This is a genomic window from Frankia nepalensis (genome assembly GCF_016786325.1).
Taxonomy (GTDB): Bacteria; Actinomycetota; Actinomycetes; order Frankiales; family Frankiaceae; genus Pseudofrankia; species Pseudofrankia nepalensis.
On sequence record NZ_JADWYU010000129.1, the window covers coordinates 1 to 15,585 of the forward strand.

Below are 15,585 nucleotides of genomic sequence, written 5' to 3' on the forward strand. Positions count from 1 at the left end.
CCGGGGCCCCCGGGGCCCCCCCCGCCCGCCGGGGGGCCCCGGCCGCCGCCCCCCCCGGGGGGGGGGGTTCCCACCCCCCCCCCCCCCGCCGTCTTTTTCCCGGTTTCCCGTTCCTCGGCTGGGAGAATCCCAGCCGTGGCTTCCCCTGACCTGAGCTGGTTCGCGGTGCGCTGCGTGTTCGCCATCGGCCTGCCAGGCTCCGGCGGAGGCGACCGGCAGATGTACGAGGAACGGATCACCCTGTGGCGCGCGGCGTCGTTCGACGACGCGATCGCGCGCGCCGAGGACGAGGCGCTCCGCTACGCGGCCGCGATCGACGACTCGTCCAACCGCTACCTGGGACTCACCCAGGCGTACCACCTCTTCGACGAGCCGGGCGACGGCGCCGAGGTGTTCTCGTTAATACGCGACAGCGCCCTCGAACCGGCGGCATACCTCAACCGGTTCTTCGACACCGGCGACGAACACACGCGGCGCACCGAATAGACCCGCTCGGGTCAGGCGTTGCCGCCTGGCCGCCATTTGACGTCGCCGCCGGGATTGGCGACGCGGCTGAGGATGAAAAGCAGGTCCGAGAGGCGGTTGAGGTAGCGGGCGGTCAGGGGGTTGGTCCGCTCGCCGTCGACCGCGAGCAGCGCCCAGACGCTCCGTTCCGCGCGCCTGGAGACCGTTCTGGCCACGTGCAGCAGCGCCGCGCCGGGAGTGCCGCCGGGCAGGATGAACGAGTCCAGCTTCGGCAGGTCCTCGTTGAACCGGTCGCAGGCGGCCTCCAACCGGTCGACATAGGCCTGCGTCACCCGCAGCGGCGGGTACTTGGGGTCCGGCACGACGGGCGTCGACAGGTCCGCGCCCACGTCGAACAGGTCGTTCTGGACCTGCTGGAGCACGTCCCGGATCTCGTCCGGCAGGTTCCCGAGCGCCAGCGCCACCCCGATCGCCGCGTTCGTCTCATCTGTGTCCGCGTACGCCCCCAGCCGCGGATCCGTCTTCGACGTCCGCGACATGTCGCCAAGCGCGGTCGTCCCGTCGTCGCCGGTCCTGGTGTAGATGCGGGTCAGATGCACGGCCATGCGCCCACCCTAAGGTCAGGGCCCCAGTCAACGCCCACCTCAACCGTTCGGCCTCACATCCGTGCCCAGACGACGGTTGCGTCGTCGTGCACGCCAAAGCGGGGGACCCGGCGACAGTCCGGATCGGCGACCTCGGCGGCTCGCAGCTCATCGAGCAGCGAGGCGGCACCGCCCGCGGTGACTCGTTCCATCAGTTCACTCATGTCGTCGACAAGCCCGAAGGGCCAGAGAACTCGACTGAACCCGTCCGACATGAGGACGATGTCAGTTCCCGGCGGTGCTGGGAGCGACTCCATCGCCGCGTGCCTTGCCGCCTCGGGATCTCCCGCGAGCACCCACAGGCCCGCGGGCGAATTTCGCTCGCTGCGCCGCTGGCGCAGAATCTCGCGGATCTCCAGATACGCGTCCGCCGGAGGGATGCCCTGCTCCATCCGGTCACGCACTCCGGCGAGCGCGGCCTCCTCGGCGCCGGCAAACTGGGGATCCGTTACCGCGACCGGTTTGCCGCTTGCGGTGCCGACCAGCACGGAACAGTCGCCGAGCGAGCAGACCTCAACACGATCGTCCACCTGCCGGACGAGGGAGATGGCCGCGGTTGGGAACTCGGCGCCGAAAAGTCCGTGTGCGGCGCCAAGGTCCGCGAGCCGTTCGATGACGGAAGCGAGAACGTCGGGAAGGCTTCGGCCAGCCCACACGACGTCTCGCAGGAGCGCGCTTGCCGTGTCGCTGAGCCAGGCGGCGGCGCCGCGGCCGTGGATCCGTCCGGCGGCGTCGAGTGGGGTCGCGCCGTCGATCACCCAGACGCCGTCCTCCCGATAGCCGTAGGCGTCCTCATTGGACGTCTTCGACGAGGAACTGATCGCTTCCAGTACGCGCATTCGTCGGTCCCCACTGCATCTGCGCCCATCCGGCCACGACGAGCATGACCCCAAGTACGAGGGCGGCGAGCCCACGCCGCCCGCTGGGCGTGTCGACGATAAGCAGATGGAAGGCCCAGAACACGAGGAGAACCACTCCGCCGGTCAGCGCCATCAGGCCGCCGGCTGCTTGAGCGGACTGTCCGGAAGCGATGTTGGCGGCCGTGGTGATAAGCGCGATCACGGCCGCCAGCAAACCCATGATCTCCAGGATCTGACCGCGGATGCGGCGCAGTTCGCCGGATGCCTCCTCCTGGCGGCTCCGCAGTTGTTCCGTCTCCTGGACATACTGGATGCGCGATCTGATCAGCTGGTAGCTGCCCAGGCGTAGCGCGTATTCCGGATCCGAGCTGTCCTCGGCGTCGATCGCGCGCGCGATGCTGGCTCTTGCCCCGGGAAAGTCGCCGCGCAGCGTGCAGATTCGGGCGAGTGTCGCGTGGTAGCGAGGATAGGTACCCGAACTGATCGCGATCGCCTGCCGGACATGCCGGTCGGCGGCGAGTAGCTGGTCCCGGTCCGGGACGGCCTGTCGGTCCGCGTAGTCCGCCCTCACCTCGGCCGCTAGATGCAGTACGCCCGGAACTCCTGGCAGGCGCTCGACCGCCTGTTCGGCGAACCGCATGGCGGCCTCGAGGTTGACGGGGTCTTCGTCGAGCGAGGCGTAGTACTCCGCCTGCATGAAGAAGAACATCGGGTGGTGACCAAACTCGGCCTGGTGCCGGTCGGTGTTCGCGCGGTGCCGGGTGTGGTCCTTTCTGCGCCACGCCCTCGCCTGCAGGCAGTAGAACGCGTTGAACCTGATCTGCTCGGGGTTGGCGGTGTCGTCGACCAGCGCGGTCAACTGCTCATCGGTGGGGCTGAGTTCGCGCAGCAGCCGGCGGGCCTGACTGCCGTAGTCGGGATGTCGCTCGGTTGGGAGGGCGGCCAACGCCACGCCGAGCGGCCCGGGGTCCACCATGCCAGCGTAGCCAAATTGGTACGTTCCGTTCATGCATTCGGTCAGCGTCGCTGGGGTGGTGCGCCGGGAGGACGGGCGGGTCCTGTGTATCCGGCGGCGGGACGATGGCAGTTGGCAGATTCCCGGGGGCGTGCTGGAGGACCGCGAGCACATACCGGACGGGCTGCGACGGGAGGTCGCGGAGGAGACCGGCCTGGCCGTCGAGCCGATCAGGCTCACCGGCGTCTACCTGAACGTCGTGCGTGGCGTCGTGGCTCTGGTATTCCTCTGCCGGCCGGCCGGGGGTTCGGGTGAGCCCAGCGAGCAGACGGACGAGTCAGCGGAAGTCTGTTGGCTGACCCTGGCCGAGGTGGAGGAACGCAGCGTCCCTGCCTTTGCCGTTCGGGTTCGCGACGCGTGTGCGGGCGTGGCGGAACCGGCGATACGAAGCCACGATGGTATCGATCTGATCGGCGCCGGCATTGGTGCGCAGGTCCCGGGACAGGCCATCAGCTAGCGCGCTGACCACGAAGGTGCGTCGGGGTGGGTCAGGCGGCGTGTGATCGTGGTCGTCCCCAGCGTTGTTGGCGTTCGGAGCGGACGCGGGCGCGTTCGCGGCGTTGGGCGGCCAGGACGGAGGGGTCGCGGGCGTGGGTGTTGTGCCAGCGCAGGTAGGCCTGCAGGTGGCGGGCCAGCACGGTGTGGTTGGGATGGTTCGAGTTGCTCATGACGAAGGACCGGACCGGGCCGAACTTGGCCTCGATCGAGTTCGCCCAGGAGGCGTAGTTCGGGGTCAGGCACAGGTGCACGTCGTTGCGCGCCGCCCAGCGGCGGATCTTCGGGGTGGTGTTGACCGACAGGTTGTCGCAGATGACGTAGACGGGGGCGTTGTCGGGGCGGGCCGCTCTGATCGACTGGAAGGCGGCCAGGCTGTTGTCCGCGCTCTTGCGGGTGCGGACCACGCCCCAGAGCTGGTCGTCGCCGAGCGAGTAGCAGCCGTGGAGGTAACGGACACCCTGGGTGCGCCGGGTAGGTCGCCGGGAGCCGGTCGGGATGGCTCTGGGGTGCCCAGCCGACGCCGTGGGTGGGGCGGATCGAGAGCGGGCCGAACTGGTCGAAGGCGAAGCAGCGGTAGGGACAGGTCGCGGTCACCTGCTCGATCCGGTCGAGTTTCGCCTCCTTGCCGGGGTCGGTGGATTCCTTCCAGGTCCGGGTCCCGCTGGAAGGAGATCCGGTGGTCGCCCAGCAACTGGCGCAGTCGTCCCGGCCGATCGTGACCGGGCGGTCGGGGTTGTCGGCGAGGTAGGCGGCCAGCTTGCGCGGGCTCCAGTGGGTGAACGGCCGCCCGAGCTTCGCCGGGCGGGTCCGGGCCGTCCGCACGAGGAACGTCTCGTCCTCAGGGCTGATCCGGCGGGGACGGCCTCCCGCCCAGTGAGGGTCCAGGCAGTCCAGGCCGATCTCGTTGAACCGGTGGATCACCGCCCGGACGTGTCCTCGTCGGCGGCGACCAGCCGGGCGATCGCGGGCACCGTGTTGCCGCTCGCCAACGCCATGATGATTGTCGCGCGGCGGACCCGGACCGAGGGGTGCGTCCCTCGCCGCACGATCCTCAACAGCCGTTGGCCTTCCTCGTCGGTCAGCCGCCGCGCTCGCACGGGTTGTGCCACAACGTCCACCTTCCGGTATCGCTCACATGCCGACACCGACAGTGCACGCCGGGACACCCCGCCAGCGATAACCGATCACCGATCCCTGCCTCGGCGAACGTAAGTGGTCAAGCGCACTAGGCCACGCCATGTCGATCTCGCTCGCGTCGCTGAAGCACCGTTTTGGCGGACGCCTGGGAACTTGGCCGTCGCGTCAGACATCAGGGGCAAGATTTGGGCTCCGTGGGCCCCTGATGTCTGACGCAATGGGCGGCCGTGCTCTTCGTCCCGCGATGGCGCCCGTGTGACCAAGGAGCACCCGCCTGACCGGAAAGAGGCTCACGGCCGAGCGCGGCGGCGTCAGGACAGGCCGCTCGCGGCGCGGATGATGTTCACGAAGCCGTCCATGATCTGGGTCAGGCCGTAGTCCTTCGGCGTGTAGACGGCGGCCACGCCGGATGCCCGGAGGGTCTCGGCGTCGCGGTCGGGGATGATGCCGCCGACGACCACCGGGACGTCGCCGAGGCCCGCCGCGCGCAGGCCGTCGAGGACCTGGGGCACCAGCTCCAGGTGGCTGCCCGACAGGATGGACAGCCCGACGAGGTGGACGTCCTCCTGGACCGCGGCGGCGACGATCTGTTCGGGCGTGAGTCGGATGCCCTGGTAGACGACCTCGAAGCCGGCGTCGCGGGCGCGCACGGCGATCTGCTCGGCACCGTTCGAGTGGCCGTCAAGGCCAGGTTTGCCGACCAGGATCTTCACCCGGCGGCCCAGGTCGTCGCCGGTGGCGGTGACTCGTTCCCGGACGGCGGCGAGCTCGGAGCCCGCGGCGGTGCTCGCCGAGGCGCCGATGGCCACCCCGGAGACTCCGGTCGGCGCGCGGTACTCGCCGAACACCTCGCGCAGCACCCCGGCCCACTCGCCGGTGGTGACGCCCGCGCGGGCACAGGCGAGCGTGGCGGGCACCAGGTTGGTGTCCGTCTTCGCCGCCTCCCGCAGCCCGAGGAGCGCCTCGTCGACGCCGGCCGGGTCGCGCTTCGCCTTCCAGCCGGCCAGGGCCGTGCGCGCGGCCTGCTCGACCGCCGGGTCGACGGTCTGGATGGCCGCGTCCAGGTCGGTGAGCAGCGGGTTCGGCTCGGTCTCGGTGAACTTGTTGACGCCGACGACGATGTCCTCGCCGCTCTCGATCCGGGCCCGGCGGGCCGCCTGGGAGGCGACGAGCTGGGACTTCATGTAGCCGGACTCGACGGCGGAGACGGCGCCACCCATCGCCTGCACCCGGTCGATCTCGGCCTTCGCCGCCTCGACCAGTTCCGCGACCCGCTTCTCGATCACGACCGAGCCGGTGAAGATGTCCTCGTACTCGAGCAGGTCGGTCTCGTGGGCGAGGATCTGCTGGATGCGCAGCGACCACTGCTGATCCCACGGTCGCGGCAGCCCAAGCGCCTCGTTCCAGGCCGGCAGCTGCAGCGCCCGGCAGCGGGCGTCCTTCGACAGCGTGACGCCGAGCGCCTCGAGAACGATCCGGATGACGTTGTTCTCCGGCTGCGCCTCGGTCAGGCCGAGGGAGTTGACCTGGACGCCGTAGCGGAACCGGCGGTGCCTGGGATCCGCGACGCCGTAGCGGGTACGCAGCAGGTCGTCCCAGAGCGCCACGAAGGCGCGCATCTTGCACAGCTCCTCGACGAACCGCACCCCGGCGTTCACGAAGAAGGAGATGCGGGCGCAGACCTCGCCCATCCGCTCCTTCGGCACCTGGCCCGCGGCGACCACGGCGTCCAGCACCGCGATCACCGTGCAGATCGAGTAGGCCAGCTCCTGCACGGGTGTGGCCCCGGCCTCCTGCAGGTGATAGCTGCAGACGTTGATCGGGTTCCACTTCGGGATCTCGGTGACCGTATAGGCGATCAGGTCGGTGATGAGCCGCAGCGACGGACCGGGCGGGAACACGTACGTCCCGCGCGACAGGTACTCCTTGATGATGTCGTTCTGGGTGGTGCCGTTGAGCGCCGCCGGGTCGGCGCCCTGCTCCTCGGCGACGACCTGGTAGAGCGCGAGCAGCCACATCGCGGTCGCGTTGATCGTCATCGAGGTGTTCATCCGGTCGAGCGGGATGCCCTCGAACAGCGCCCGCATGTCGCCCAGATGGGCGACCGGGACGCCCACCTTGCCGACCTCGCCGCGGGCGAGCACGTGGTCCGGGTCGTAGCCGGTCTGGGTCGGCAGGTCGAAGGCGACCGAGAGCCCCGTCTGGCCCTTGGCCAGGTTGCACCGGTAGAGCGCGTTGCTCTCGGCCGGGCTGGAGTGGCCGGCATAGGTGCGGATGATCCAGGGCCGGTCCCGCTCCGGTCGCTTTGCGGCATCACCGGAGGCCAAGTACAGGCCATTGTCACCGGAGGCCACGTGCTGGCCGGTGCCGTCCGTGCTCTGCCCGGCCCGTGTCGCGTCCGCCATCGCCAGCCATCCCCTCGCCGTTGGGCCCTACCTGGCCTCGGATGTCCCTGGCCTGTTCCATGGCCGGATGTCCTTGGCCCTTACCTGGCCCGGATGTCTCAGCGGAGGTCGTTCACGGCGCGGCGCCGCCACGACCCCCAGATCGTGGCCAACGGCGAAAGCGTACCGGTGTCACCGCCTCGCGCGCCCGCGATGCAAACTGTCACCAAATACTGTGGCCTGCGGCGTTACGGGCCGTGCCGCGCCTCACGTCAGGCGTCTGCTGGCGGGGAGGGGGAGGGGAGAGAGTGGCTGCCGGGTGATCAGGCGAGGTCGCAGATCGGGGGGCGGCTGGTCCATGCGCCGACCCCGAACAGGTTCTGGGGCACGATGTCGCAGGCACCCGCGCCGGTCGCCACGACGGTCCAGGGACCGCTGCCGACCCGCTTCCAGACGTGCAGCCCCGGGACCGCCACAGGGGTGCCGGGCGGTGTCTCGGTAACACCGACGGCCCAGAACTCGTCCAACGTGGCATCTGAGCCCTGGACGGCGCCGTAGTAGAGCTTGCCGGCCGGGATCGTGATCGACTGCTGGGTCAGCGCCGCCCCTTGCGTGCCGCCCTGCGGGCTGGCGCTTGTTGCCGCCGTACCGCCGGACGCAAGGAAGACCTCGGACAGGGTGGGCTTGTCGGCCTTGGCGAGCGCGTCGTCGGCCGCGGCCCAGGTCAGCGCCGGCCTCAGGTCGTCGCCCACCGTCAGGTTCGTGGCGGTACCGGGGGAGCGGCTGTTCGCCCAGGGCAGCGGGGGCAACTGCGGGCTGCGGGCCGGGGCGGCTTGCGCGGTGTCGCCCGTCTCTGGCGGGGCCTTGGAGTCGGGGGCGGTGACCAGGCCGATCACGACGCCGAGCAGGGCGGCGAGGACGAAGGCACCGGCGATCACGGGCCGGCGCCGCTCCTCCACCCAGGCTTTCCAGGGCGCGGCGGCGGCGCCTACTCTCCCGCCGGAGCCCGCCGGCATCGGTACGTCCATCTGCGGTAGCTGCCTCCGTTCGGCCTGCACACACCTTCCCCCGTAGTGCTCCGGGGGACGTAGGCCTCCGGCTGTGCAATCGAAAGGCAGGATCGCACAGTCCCGGGCCCATCGGCGCCTCCGGGTGGGCGGCCGGCCACCCGGAGGTGGCTCCCCGCGGGGCTGCCGCCCAGATCCCTCGACGCCGGCGTGTCCGTGTGGCCGCGCGCGGGCTCCCGTGCGCGGCCACACTTTGCCGCAAGCATGCAGTATGCCGCGACCATGACGGCGAAGGGCGGTCCGAGGGCGGCGGGCCGTCAGGCCACGGCGACGTCGCGCTCGCGGCGGATGTCCGCTCCCAGGGCACACAGGTTCTCGACGAAGCCCGCGTAGCCCCGGTCGATGTGGTGCACCTCGTGAACGACGGTCGTCCCCTCGGCGACCAGGCCGGCGAGCACCAGCCCCGCGCCGGCGCGCACGTCGGAGGCCACGACCGAGGCGCCGGCCAGCCGGGGTGCTGGGCGGACGACCACGTGGTGGCCGTCGGTGCGCAGCTGCGCGCCGAGCCGGAGCAGCTCACGGCAGAACACGAACCGGCTGTCGAACACGTTCTCGGTGATCAGGGAGATGCCCTGGCTGACGGCCTCCAGCGCGATCACCTGCGGAAGGAGGTCCGTGGGGAACCCGGGATAGGGCAGCGTGACGACGTCGATCGAACGTGGCCGGCCCGTGGAGCTGACCCGGAAACCGTCGGCGCCGGGCTCGATGCGCGCGCCGGCCGCCGCCAGCTTCTCCAGGACGATGCCGAGGTGCTCGGCGCGTCCGTGCCGGATCATCACGTCGCCCTCGGTCATGACCGCGCCGATCGCGTAGGTCCCGGCGACGATCCGGTCCGGCACGGTCTCGTGCGCCACCGGCCGCAGCTCCTCGACGCCGTCGACGACGAGTGTGGACCCGCCGATCCCCTCGATCCGCGCGCCCATCCGCGCGAGGAACTCGCACAGGTCGGCGATCTCCGGCTCGCGGGCGGCGTTGTCGATGACCGTCGTGCCCTTGGCGAGCACGCTCGCCATTAGCAGGTTCTCGGTGGCGCCGACACTCGGGAAGTCCAGCCAGATCGCCGCGCCCTGCAGCCGGCCGGACGAGCGGGCTACCAGCGCGCCGTCCTCGATGTCGACGACGGCGCCCAGGCGGCGCAGACCGTCGACGTGCATGTCGAGGGCCCGGGCTCCGATCGCGTCTCCGCCGGGCAGCGCCACCCGCGCCTCGCCGCGCCGGCCGACGAGCGGGCCGAGGATGGCAACCGAGGCGCGGATCCGGCGGACCAGCTCCGGGTCGGCCACCGCCCCAGGCACGTCGGGAGTCTCGATGCTGATCGTCCCGGCCGCCAGGTCGCGGCCCACGCGCGCGCCGAGCGCGCTGAGGACGTCGGCCATGACGTCCACGTCGAGGATGTCGGGCACCGCCGACAGCGTCGTCGTGCCGGGCGCCAGCAGGCTCGCGGCCATCAACTTGAGGACGGAGTTCTTCGCCCCTGGGATCAGGACCTCGCCGGCCAGCCTGGATCCGCCGGTTACGACGAAGCGCTCCACGGAATTCGATGCTAGGGCCTGCTCGGGCGGTCTTCCTGTTCGACGGCAGCGCATCGCCTGTCCTTCACCCGATAGGGATTCATCCCGCGTCGCCTCCGGCATGTCCCGCCCCTTCCCAACGCGGCCCGCGGTCACGCAGAGTCGAACAGCCCGGATCGGCGGGTCGGGCGTGGACCCGAGGCAGGCGGCGCGGGCACGGCCGACGCTACCGTGGAGCGATGGCACGCCCCGAACCAGGCGTTACCCGGCCCGACGCCGGCGGGCAGGCGGCCCCGCCGCGCGCGCACCCGCCCGCCGGCGCGGCCGGTCCTGGCCTCGAGGAGACCGAGGCGTTCGCGGCCGAGATGCACGCCGGTCAGCTGGACAAGGGCGGTGAGGCATACATCGGGCACCCGCTGCGGGTCCGGGCCATCGCGCGGCGGACCGCCCCGGCCGCCGGGGTCGACCTCGTGCACGCGCAGCTGGCGGCGCTGCTGCACGACGTCGTCGAGGACACCGAGGTGACCCTCGCCGACCTGGCCGCGCGTGGCTACCCGCCGGCGGTGGTGGCCACCGTCGACGCGCTGAGCAAGCGGCCGGGCGAACAGACCGCGGACTACCTCGCCAGGGTCGCGGTCGACCCGGTCGCCGTCGTCGTCAAGCGCGCGGACATGGCGGACAACGGCGACCCCGTCCGGTTGGCCCGGCTGCCGGCCGAGCAGGCCGAGCGGCTCGCGACCCGGTACGCGGGCCGGCGCGTCCTGCTCGACGAGCTGGCCGCCGCGGCGGCCGCGCGGGCCCGGCAGGACGGCCCGCGGTCGACCTGACGGCCCGCGGTCGAGACCTGACGACGGTCCGCCGCGTCCGCCCGGCCTGGCGGGCTTGGCGGCGGCTTGGCGGGGCATTCCAGCGGCTGGTCCGGCCAATCGTGGCTTGCCGTCACCCACACCCCGGTGAATGCCGGAAGGCGCGATAACGTGGCCAAATGCGGCTCGTGATCGCTCGGTGCAGCGTGGACTACGTCGGCCGGCTCAATGCCCACCTACCGAGCGCGGTGCGGCTGTTGCTGGTCAAGGCCGACGGATCGGTGTCTATCCACGCCGATGGCCGCGCCTACAAGCCGCTGAACTGGATGAGCCCCCCGTGCGTCCTCACTGAGGAGGAAGGCGGGTGGAAGGTCACGAACAAGGCGGCCGAGTCGCTTCTGATCACCATCGAGGAGATCATGCACGACTCGACCCACGAGCTCGGCGTCGACCCGGGCCTGCGCAAGGACGGCGTGGAGGCGCACCTGCAGGTGCTGCTCGCCGACCGGCCGGACGCGATCCGGGAGGACCTGACCCTGGTGCGCCGCGAGTACGAGACCGGGATCGGCCCCGTCGACCTGCTCTGCCGGGCCGGCGACGGGTCCAGCGTCGCGGTGGAGATCAAGCGGCGCGGCGAGATCGACGGTGTCGAGCAGCTGACCCGCTACGTCTCCCGGATGAACGACGACCCGGCGCTGCCGCACCCGGTGCACGGCATCCTGGCCGCGCAGTCGATCACGCCACAGGCGCGCCTGCTGGCGACCGACCGCGGCCTCGCCTGCGTGACCGTCGACTACGACGCCCTACGCGGCCTCGAACCCTCCATCCCCACCCTCTTCTGAGTTCCACGAGCGAAGCGACGCGGCCGAGCAAGAGCTGGCTTCGGCTTGGTGACGTGCAGCGTGACGCAACCGCGCTGGGCGCGGAGGCGCGCCTCCGCGGAGGCCCGCCTTGCGAGCGAAGCGATGCACGGCGGGCCGCAGTGGAGGTCGCCGTAGCGCCCGTGAGCGGAGGAGGACGGCGCGCGGAGGTCCCTTCCGCCGCGAAGCAAGGAAGGGGCCGGAGCGCGCCGGCGTTACTGATGAAACCCAGCCACGATCCCGACCCGGAACGGGTGTGACCTGGATCTATGGGTCTCACCCGGCACCAGGCTGGTCGGGGCGCCCAGCGCCCCGACGGCGGAGCGGCGATGGTCGCCCCTGGGCGACCTTGAGCCGACCGCCTCACCGCGCGTGGTTGTGGAAGCCGCGGCCGGTCTTGCGGCCGAGGTATCCGGCCGTCACGAGGTGCTCCAGCAGCGGCGCCGGGGCGTACCCGGGCTCGCGGAACTCCAGGTACAGGGTGCGCTGGATCGCCAGCGTCACGTCGAGCCCGACGACGTCGGCCAGCTCGAACGGGCCCATCGGGTGGCCGCAGCCAACCTTCATCGCCGTGTCGATGTCCTCGACCGTGGCGTAGTGCGCCTCGAGCATCCGCACCGCGTCGTTGAGGTACGGGAACAGCAGGGCGTTCACGATGAAGCCCGCGCGGTCCGCGCAGGTGACCGGGTGCTTGCGCGCGGCCCGGGCGACGGCGAGCACGGTCGCGGTGACGTCCGGCGTGGTCAGCACCGTCGGCACCACCTCGACGAGCTTCATCGCCGGCGCCGGGTTGAACCAGTGCATGCCGATCACGTCCGCCGGCCGGGAGGTCGCGGTGGCGCACTCCACGACGGGCAGCGACGACGTGGTGGTGGCGAGCACCGCGCCCGGCTTCGCGACCTTGTCGAGGTCGGTGAACAGCGAGCGCTTGACCAAGAGGTCCTCGACGACGGCCTCGATGATCAGATCGGCCTCGGCGAGGTCGCCGAGGTCGGCGGTGCCCCGCAGCCGGGCCAGCGTCGCGTCCCGGTCGTCGGAGGACAGCCGGCCCCGCTCGACGGACTTCGCCAGGGACTTCTCCACCTTCTTGCGCACGGCGGCGACCTTGTCCTCGTCGCGCGCTCGCACGATCACCTCGAAGCCCGACTTGGCGAGCACCTCCGCGATGCCGACGGCCATGGTGCCGGTGCCGACGACGCCGACCGTGCGCACGGTCCGCGTGTCCGCGCCGGCGATGGTGGTGGGCGGCGCGGCGTCGACGACCTCCGGCGAGTCGGGCGCGGCGTAGGCGTAGAAGCCGCGGCCGGTCTTGCGGCCCAGCATTCCCGCGGTGACGAGCTGCTTGAGCAGCGGCGCCGGCGCGTGCAGGTGGTCGCGCGAGGTGTGGTAGATCGAGTCGAGGATCGCGTAGGCGGTGTCCAGGCCGATCAGGTCGAGCAGCGCCAGCGGCCCCATCGGGTGGCCGCAGCCGAAACGCATCGCAGCGTCGATGTCCTCCCGGCTGGCGTAGTGCGCCTCGAGCATCCGCACCGCGTTGTTCAGGTAGCCGAACAGCAGCGCGTCGACGATGAACCCGGCGCGGTCGCCGGCGGTCACCGCGCTCTTGCCGGCCCGCCCGACGAGGCCGCTCACCTCGGTGAGCACGGCTGGGTCGGTGACGACGGTGCTGATGATCTCGACGAGGCCCATCACGGGCGCCGGGTTGAACCAGTGTGTCCCGACGACCCGGGACGGCCGATGGGTCGCGGCGGCGAGCGCGGTGACCGACAGCGAGCTGGTGTTGGTCGCGAAGATGGTGTCGGCGGGGCAGAGCGTGTCCAACCGCGCGAACAGCTCCTTTTTCGCCTCCTCGTCCTCGTCGATCGCCTCGATCACCAACGCCACGTCGGCGACGGCCGTCAGGTCCGTCCCCGTCCTGATCCGGCCGAGCAGCGCGTCGCGCTCCTCGGTGGTCAGCTTGCCGCGCTGGACCGCGCGGTCGGTCGAGTGCGCCAGGTGCCCGCGCCCGCGCTCCAGCCCCGCGGCGTCCTTCTCGACGCCGATCACCTCGATGCCCGCTCTGGCGAGGACCTCGGCGATCCCGGCGCCCATCGTGCCGAGACCGACCACCGCCACCGTCGTCAGCTCGCGACCCATGCCAGCTCCCTGTGTCGAATGTGCCCGAGTCTCGGGACCTGAGTGCCCAAAGCGTCTGCCGCTGCGCGGATCCTCCCAGATTGGTGACTGACAGGCTTGTGATCGTGATGAGGACTGCTTTCTATGCGGGGGTGGGAGTCGGGCCTGGGGACGGCGCCCCGGTCCGCCCCGCCGGTCCGCCGCCCGTCGTCTCGACCCGTAGGCCGCGTCCCGCCGCGTTCCTGGCGCGCCCCTGTCGGCCCGCCGGGGTGTGCTCACCGAGAGTGTCGCTGGCCTGGCTGACGGTGCGCAATCGAGCGTCCGTCGGGACGGGTGGATGCCGTGGTGAGCAGTTTTCGGGGCTCCGCCGGATCGGGCCTGGCCGATCCGGGAGGTCCGGGACGTCTGCGCTGTCGTACGCCCGTTCTACGATGGGTCGGCAAACGGTGCCGGACCCGTGGCGGGCACGCCCGCCGGAGACGTCGCCGGAGTGGCGGACGGGAGGAAGGGCGGCTGATGGCCACGCTGGACAAGGACGCGCTGCGCTCGTTCGGCCGCGAGGTCGCGACGTTCCTGCCGGACACAGCGTTCATGCTCCGCGGCGTCGTCGCCGACCCGCGGGTGCCGCAGTCGGCGAAGCTCGAGGCGGGCGCGGCGCTCGCCTACCTGGTGTCGCCGAAGAACAAGATCACCAACGTCATCCCGGTGATCGGGCAGCTCGACGACGTCGCCGTGATCGCGTTTGCCTTCCGCAGGCTCGTCGTCGGCGCGGGGGAGCCGATCCTGCGTGAGCACTGGCGCGGCAGCGACCGGGCGTTCCACGCGCTCATCGGCGCCTCCTCGGCGCTCGCGAGCCCCGCCGGAATGGTGCGCAAGGCGAAACTGGCCACCACGATCGCCGGCGCCGCCTTCGGCCGGGTGGGCGGGGTTGGCAGGTTCGGTGGCTCCGGCCGGGTGGTCGACGGCGAGGTCGTCGGCCGGGTCGACGAGACCATCCCGGGTGGCCCGGCCGCGGGGAACTCGGCCAAGGGGGACACGGCCGGGGGGAACTCGGGCGGCAAGGGCGACGGCGGCTGGTTCCGCAAGTAGGCGCGGCCAGGAAGCCACGAACGTCCAGATGCCCCGGCGGTCACGGTGAGCCCGCGGCGGCGGCGAGGAGCGGAGCAGCCCCGGCGCCTGTCCCGCCGGCGCCCGCGCGACGACGACGAGCGACGGCCGGGCTGGCTGGTCGACGCGGTGACGATCGACGGCGAGGAGTGGGCGCAGCGGGCCGTGACGGGCGCCGCCAGCGCGAAGGCCTACCGCTGCCCCGGCTGTGACCACGAGATCCCGCCGGGGACCCCGCACATGGTGGTCTGGCCGAACGGAAGCATGGACCACCGCCGGCACTGGCACACGCCATGCTGGTCGCGCCGCCGTGCCGGGGCCCGGCCGTACCGCGCCCCCTACTAGCCCCTGGCCCGGGCGCCGGCCGGCTGGCCGGGCTGGGGCGGGGCGTTCGGGGAGACGGTCAGATGCGGCTGCCGGCCTTGGGAGAGCCGACGGCCTTCTGCTCCTCCATGCCAGGCAGCTCGATCGCCGCGGTGGCGGCGGCGAGCTGGTTGCGCAGCGCGGACAGCTGCTGGGTGACCTGGTCACGCAGCGCGCCGAGCTGGGAGGTGACCTGGTCGCGCTGGCGCTCCAGCTCGCTGAGCCGGTGCTGCGACTCGTCCTCGAGCTTGGTCGCCTTGGAACGAGCGGAGTCGATGATGTGCTCCGCCTCGCCGCGGGCCGTCGACACGATGCCGGCCGCCTGCTCGTCGGCCTCGCGCAGCGTGCGGTCGCGGGTGTGCTCGGCGTCGGTGACGATCCGCCGGGCCTCGTCCAGCTGCGACTCGGCGTCCCTGGTCCGCTCGGCGCGCACCGTCGCGGCTTCTTCCTCCGCGAGCATCAGGATCTGGGTGATGCGACCGCCGAAGTCGTCCCAGGCTGGCCGGTTCGCCGCCAGGTCGTCACGGACGCGCGCGGCCTCGGCCGCCGCCTCCGACGCCGCGGCCTCGGCGGCCGCCCGGTGCGCCTCGGCCTCCCGAAGTTGCTCCATGAGCCAAGCAACATGGGAGTTCACCTGATGCGGGTCGTAACCGCGGCGAACCAAATCAAAGCCGGGGGACCCGTCGCCCTCGCCGGCCATCGGAATGAGATCGGAGTGCTCGGTCATAGCAGACCAGCATTCCAGGCGGTGGC

At 71.6% G+C, this 15,585-nt stretch carries 14 protein-coding genes and 1 pseudogene; 6 read left to right on the top strand and 9 right to left on the bottom strand.

The window, feature by feature from the left end; all coding sequences use genetic code 11:
- The first annotated feature begins 135 nt into the window (after positions 1-135).
- Complete coding sequence (locus I6A81_RS17125) at positions 136-486, top strand: DUF4288 domain-containing protein (protein WP_203002497.1); 351 nt, start codon at positions 136-138, stop codon at positions 484-486.
- A gap of 11 nt (positions 487-497) precedes the next feature.
- On the opposite strand, the gene I6A81_RS17130 is transcribed toward I6A81_RS17125, so the two are convergent.
- From I6A81_RS17130 to I6A81_RS17140, 3 genes are read right to left on the bottom strand one after another with little or no spacing between them, the layout of a single operon-like run.
- Positions 498-1,070: a cob(I)yrinic acid a,c-diamide adenosyltransferase gene (locus tag I6A81_RS17130; protein WP_203002496.1), complete on the bottom strand. Its 573-nt coding sequence runs from the start codon at positions 1,068-1,070 to the stop codon at positions 498-500.
- A gap of 53 nt (positions 1,071-1,123) precedes the next feature.
- Positions 1,124-1,867, bottom strand: coding sequence for a protein phosphatase 2C domain-containing protein (locus I6A81_RS17135; RefSeq protein ID WP_203002495.1), 744 nt, complete (start codon positions 1,865-1,867; stop codon positions 1,124-1,126).
- A 34-nt stretch (positions 1,868-1,901) separates the two neighbouring features.
- Positions 1,902-2,978 carry a hypothetical protein gene (locus tag I6A81_RS17140; protein ID WP_238428898.1) on the bottom strand — a complete coding sequence of 359 codons (1,077 nt, stop codon included), beginning with the start codon at positions 2,976-2,978 and terminating at the stop codon, positions 1,902-1,904.
- On the opposite strand from I6A81_RS17140, the gene I6A81_RS17145 reads away from it, so the two are divergent.
- Positions 2,977-3,441: an NUDIX hydrolase gene (locus I6A81_RS17145; protein ID WP_203002494.1), complete on the top strand. Its 465-nt coding sequence runs from the start codon at positions 2,977-2,979 to the stop codon at positions 3,439-3,441. The genes I6A81_RS17140 and I6A81_RS17145 overlap by 2 nt on opposite strands.
- Before the next feature lie 31 nt (positions 3,442-3,472).
- Here the strand turns inward: I6A81_RS17145 and I6A81_RS46205 are convergent.
- The 4 genes and pseudogenes from I6A81_RS46205 to murA all read right to left on the bottom strand — a co-directional run bounded on the left by I6A81_RS46205 (position 3,473) and on the right by murA (position 9,602).
- Positions 3,473-4,591, bottom strand: a pseudogene (locus I6A81_RS46205) (IS630 family transposase).
- Positions 4,592-4,930: 339 nt separating this feature from the next.
- Complete coding sequence (locus tag I6A81_RS17160) at positions 4,931-7,024, bottom strand: protein meaA (protein WP_238428896.1); 2,094 nt, start codon at positions 7,022-7,024, stop codon at positions 4,931-4,933.
- Between the two features lie 302 nt (positions 7,025-7,326).
- Positions 7,327-8,031 carry a hypothetical protein gene (locus I6A81_RS17165; RefSeq protein WP_203002493.1) on the bottom strand — a complete coding sequence of 235 codons (705 nt, stop codon included), beginning with the start codon at positions 8,029-8,031 and terminating at the stop codon, positions 7,327-7,329.
- 296 nt (positions 8,032-8,327) lie between these two features.
- Positions 8,328-9,602, bottom strand: a complete 1,275-nt coding sequence (gene murA, locus I6A81_RS17170) for a UDP-N-acetylglucosamine 1-carboxyvinyltransferase (RefSeq protein WP_307874717.1) — start codon at positions 9,600-9,602, stop codon at positions 8,328-8,330.
- Positions 9,603-9,820: 218 nt separating this feature from the next.
- Between murA and I6A81_RS17175 the strand changes: the two genes are divergently transcribed.
- Both I6A81_RS17175 and nucS read left to right on the top strand, forming a co-directional pair.
- Positions 9,821-10,408 (top strand): HD domain-containing protein, encoded by a 588-nt coding sequence (locus I6A81_RS17175; RefSeq protein WP_203002491.1) that lies wholly within the window; start codon positions 9,821-9,823, stop codon positions 10,406-10,408.
- A 158-nt stretch (positions 10,409-10,566) separates the two neighbouring features.
- Complete coding sequence (nucS, locus tag I6A81_RS17180; protein ID WP_203002490.1) at positions 10,567-11,229, top strand: endonuclease NucS; 663 nt, start codon at positions 10,567-10,569, stop codon at positions 11,227-11,229.
- Between the two features lie 381 nt (positions 11,230-11,610).
- Here the strand turns inward: nucS and I6A81_RS17185 are convergent, their stop codons facing one another.
- Positions 11,611-13,383, bottom strand: coding sequence for a 3-hydroxyacyl-CoA dehydrogenase family protein (locus I6A81_RS17185; RefSeq protein ID WP_203003808.1), 1,773 nt, complete (start codon positions 13,381-13,383; stop codon positions 11,611-11,613).
- Between the two features lie 495 nt (positions 13,384-13,878).
- Between I6A81_RS17185 and I6A81_RS17190 the strand changes: the two genes are divergently transcribed.
- Positions 13,879-14,451, top strand: coding sequence for a YkvA family protein (locus I6A81_RS17190; protein ID WP_203003809.1), 573 nt, complete (start codon positions 13,879-13,881; stop codon positions 14,449-14,451).
- Between the two features lie 45 nt (positions 14,452-14,496).
- Complete coding sequence (locus tag I6A81_RS17195; protein ID WP_407661320.1) at positions 14,497-14,814, top strand: hypothetical protein; 318 nt, start codon at positions 14,497-14,499, stop codon at positions 14,812-14,814.
- Between the two features lie 58 nt (positions 14,815-14,872).
- On the opposite strand, the gene I6A81_RS17200 is transcribed toward I6A81_RS17195, so the two are convergent.
- Entirely contained in the window at positions 14,873-15,559 is a 687-nt protein-coding gene (locus I6A81_RS17200; RefSeq protein WP_203003810.1) for an ATP synthase subunit B family protein, read from the bottom strand.
- Positions 15,560-15,585 lie beyond the last annotated feature (26 nt).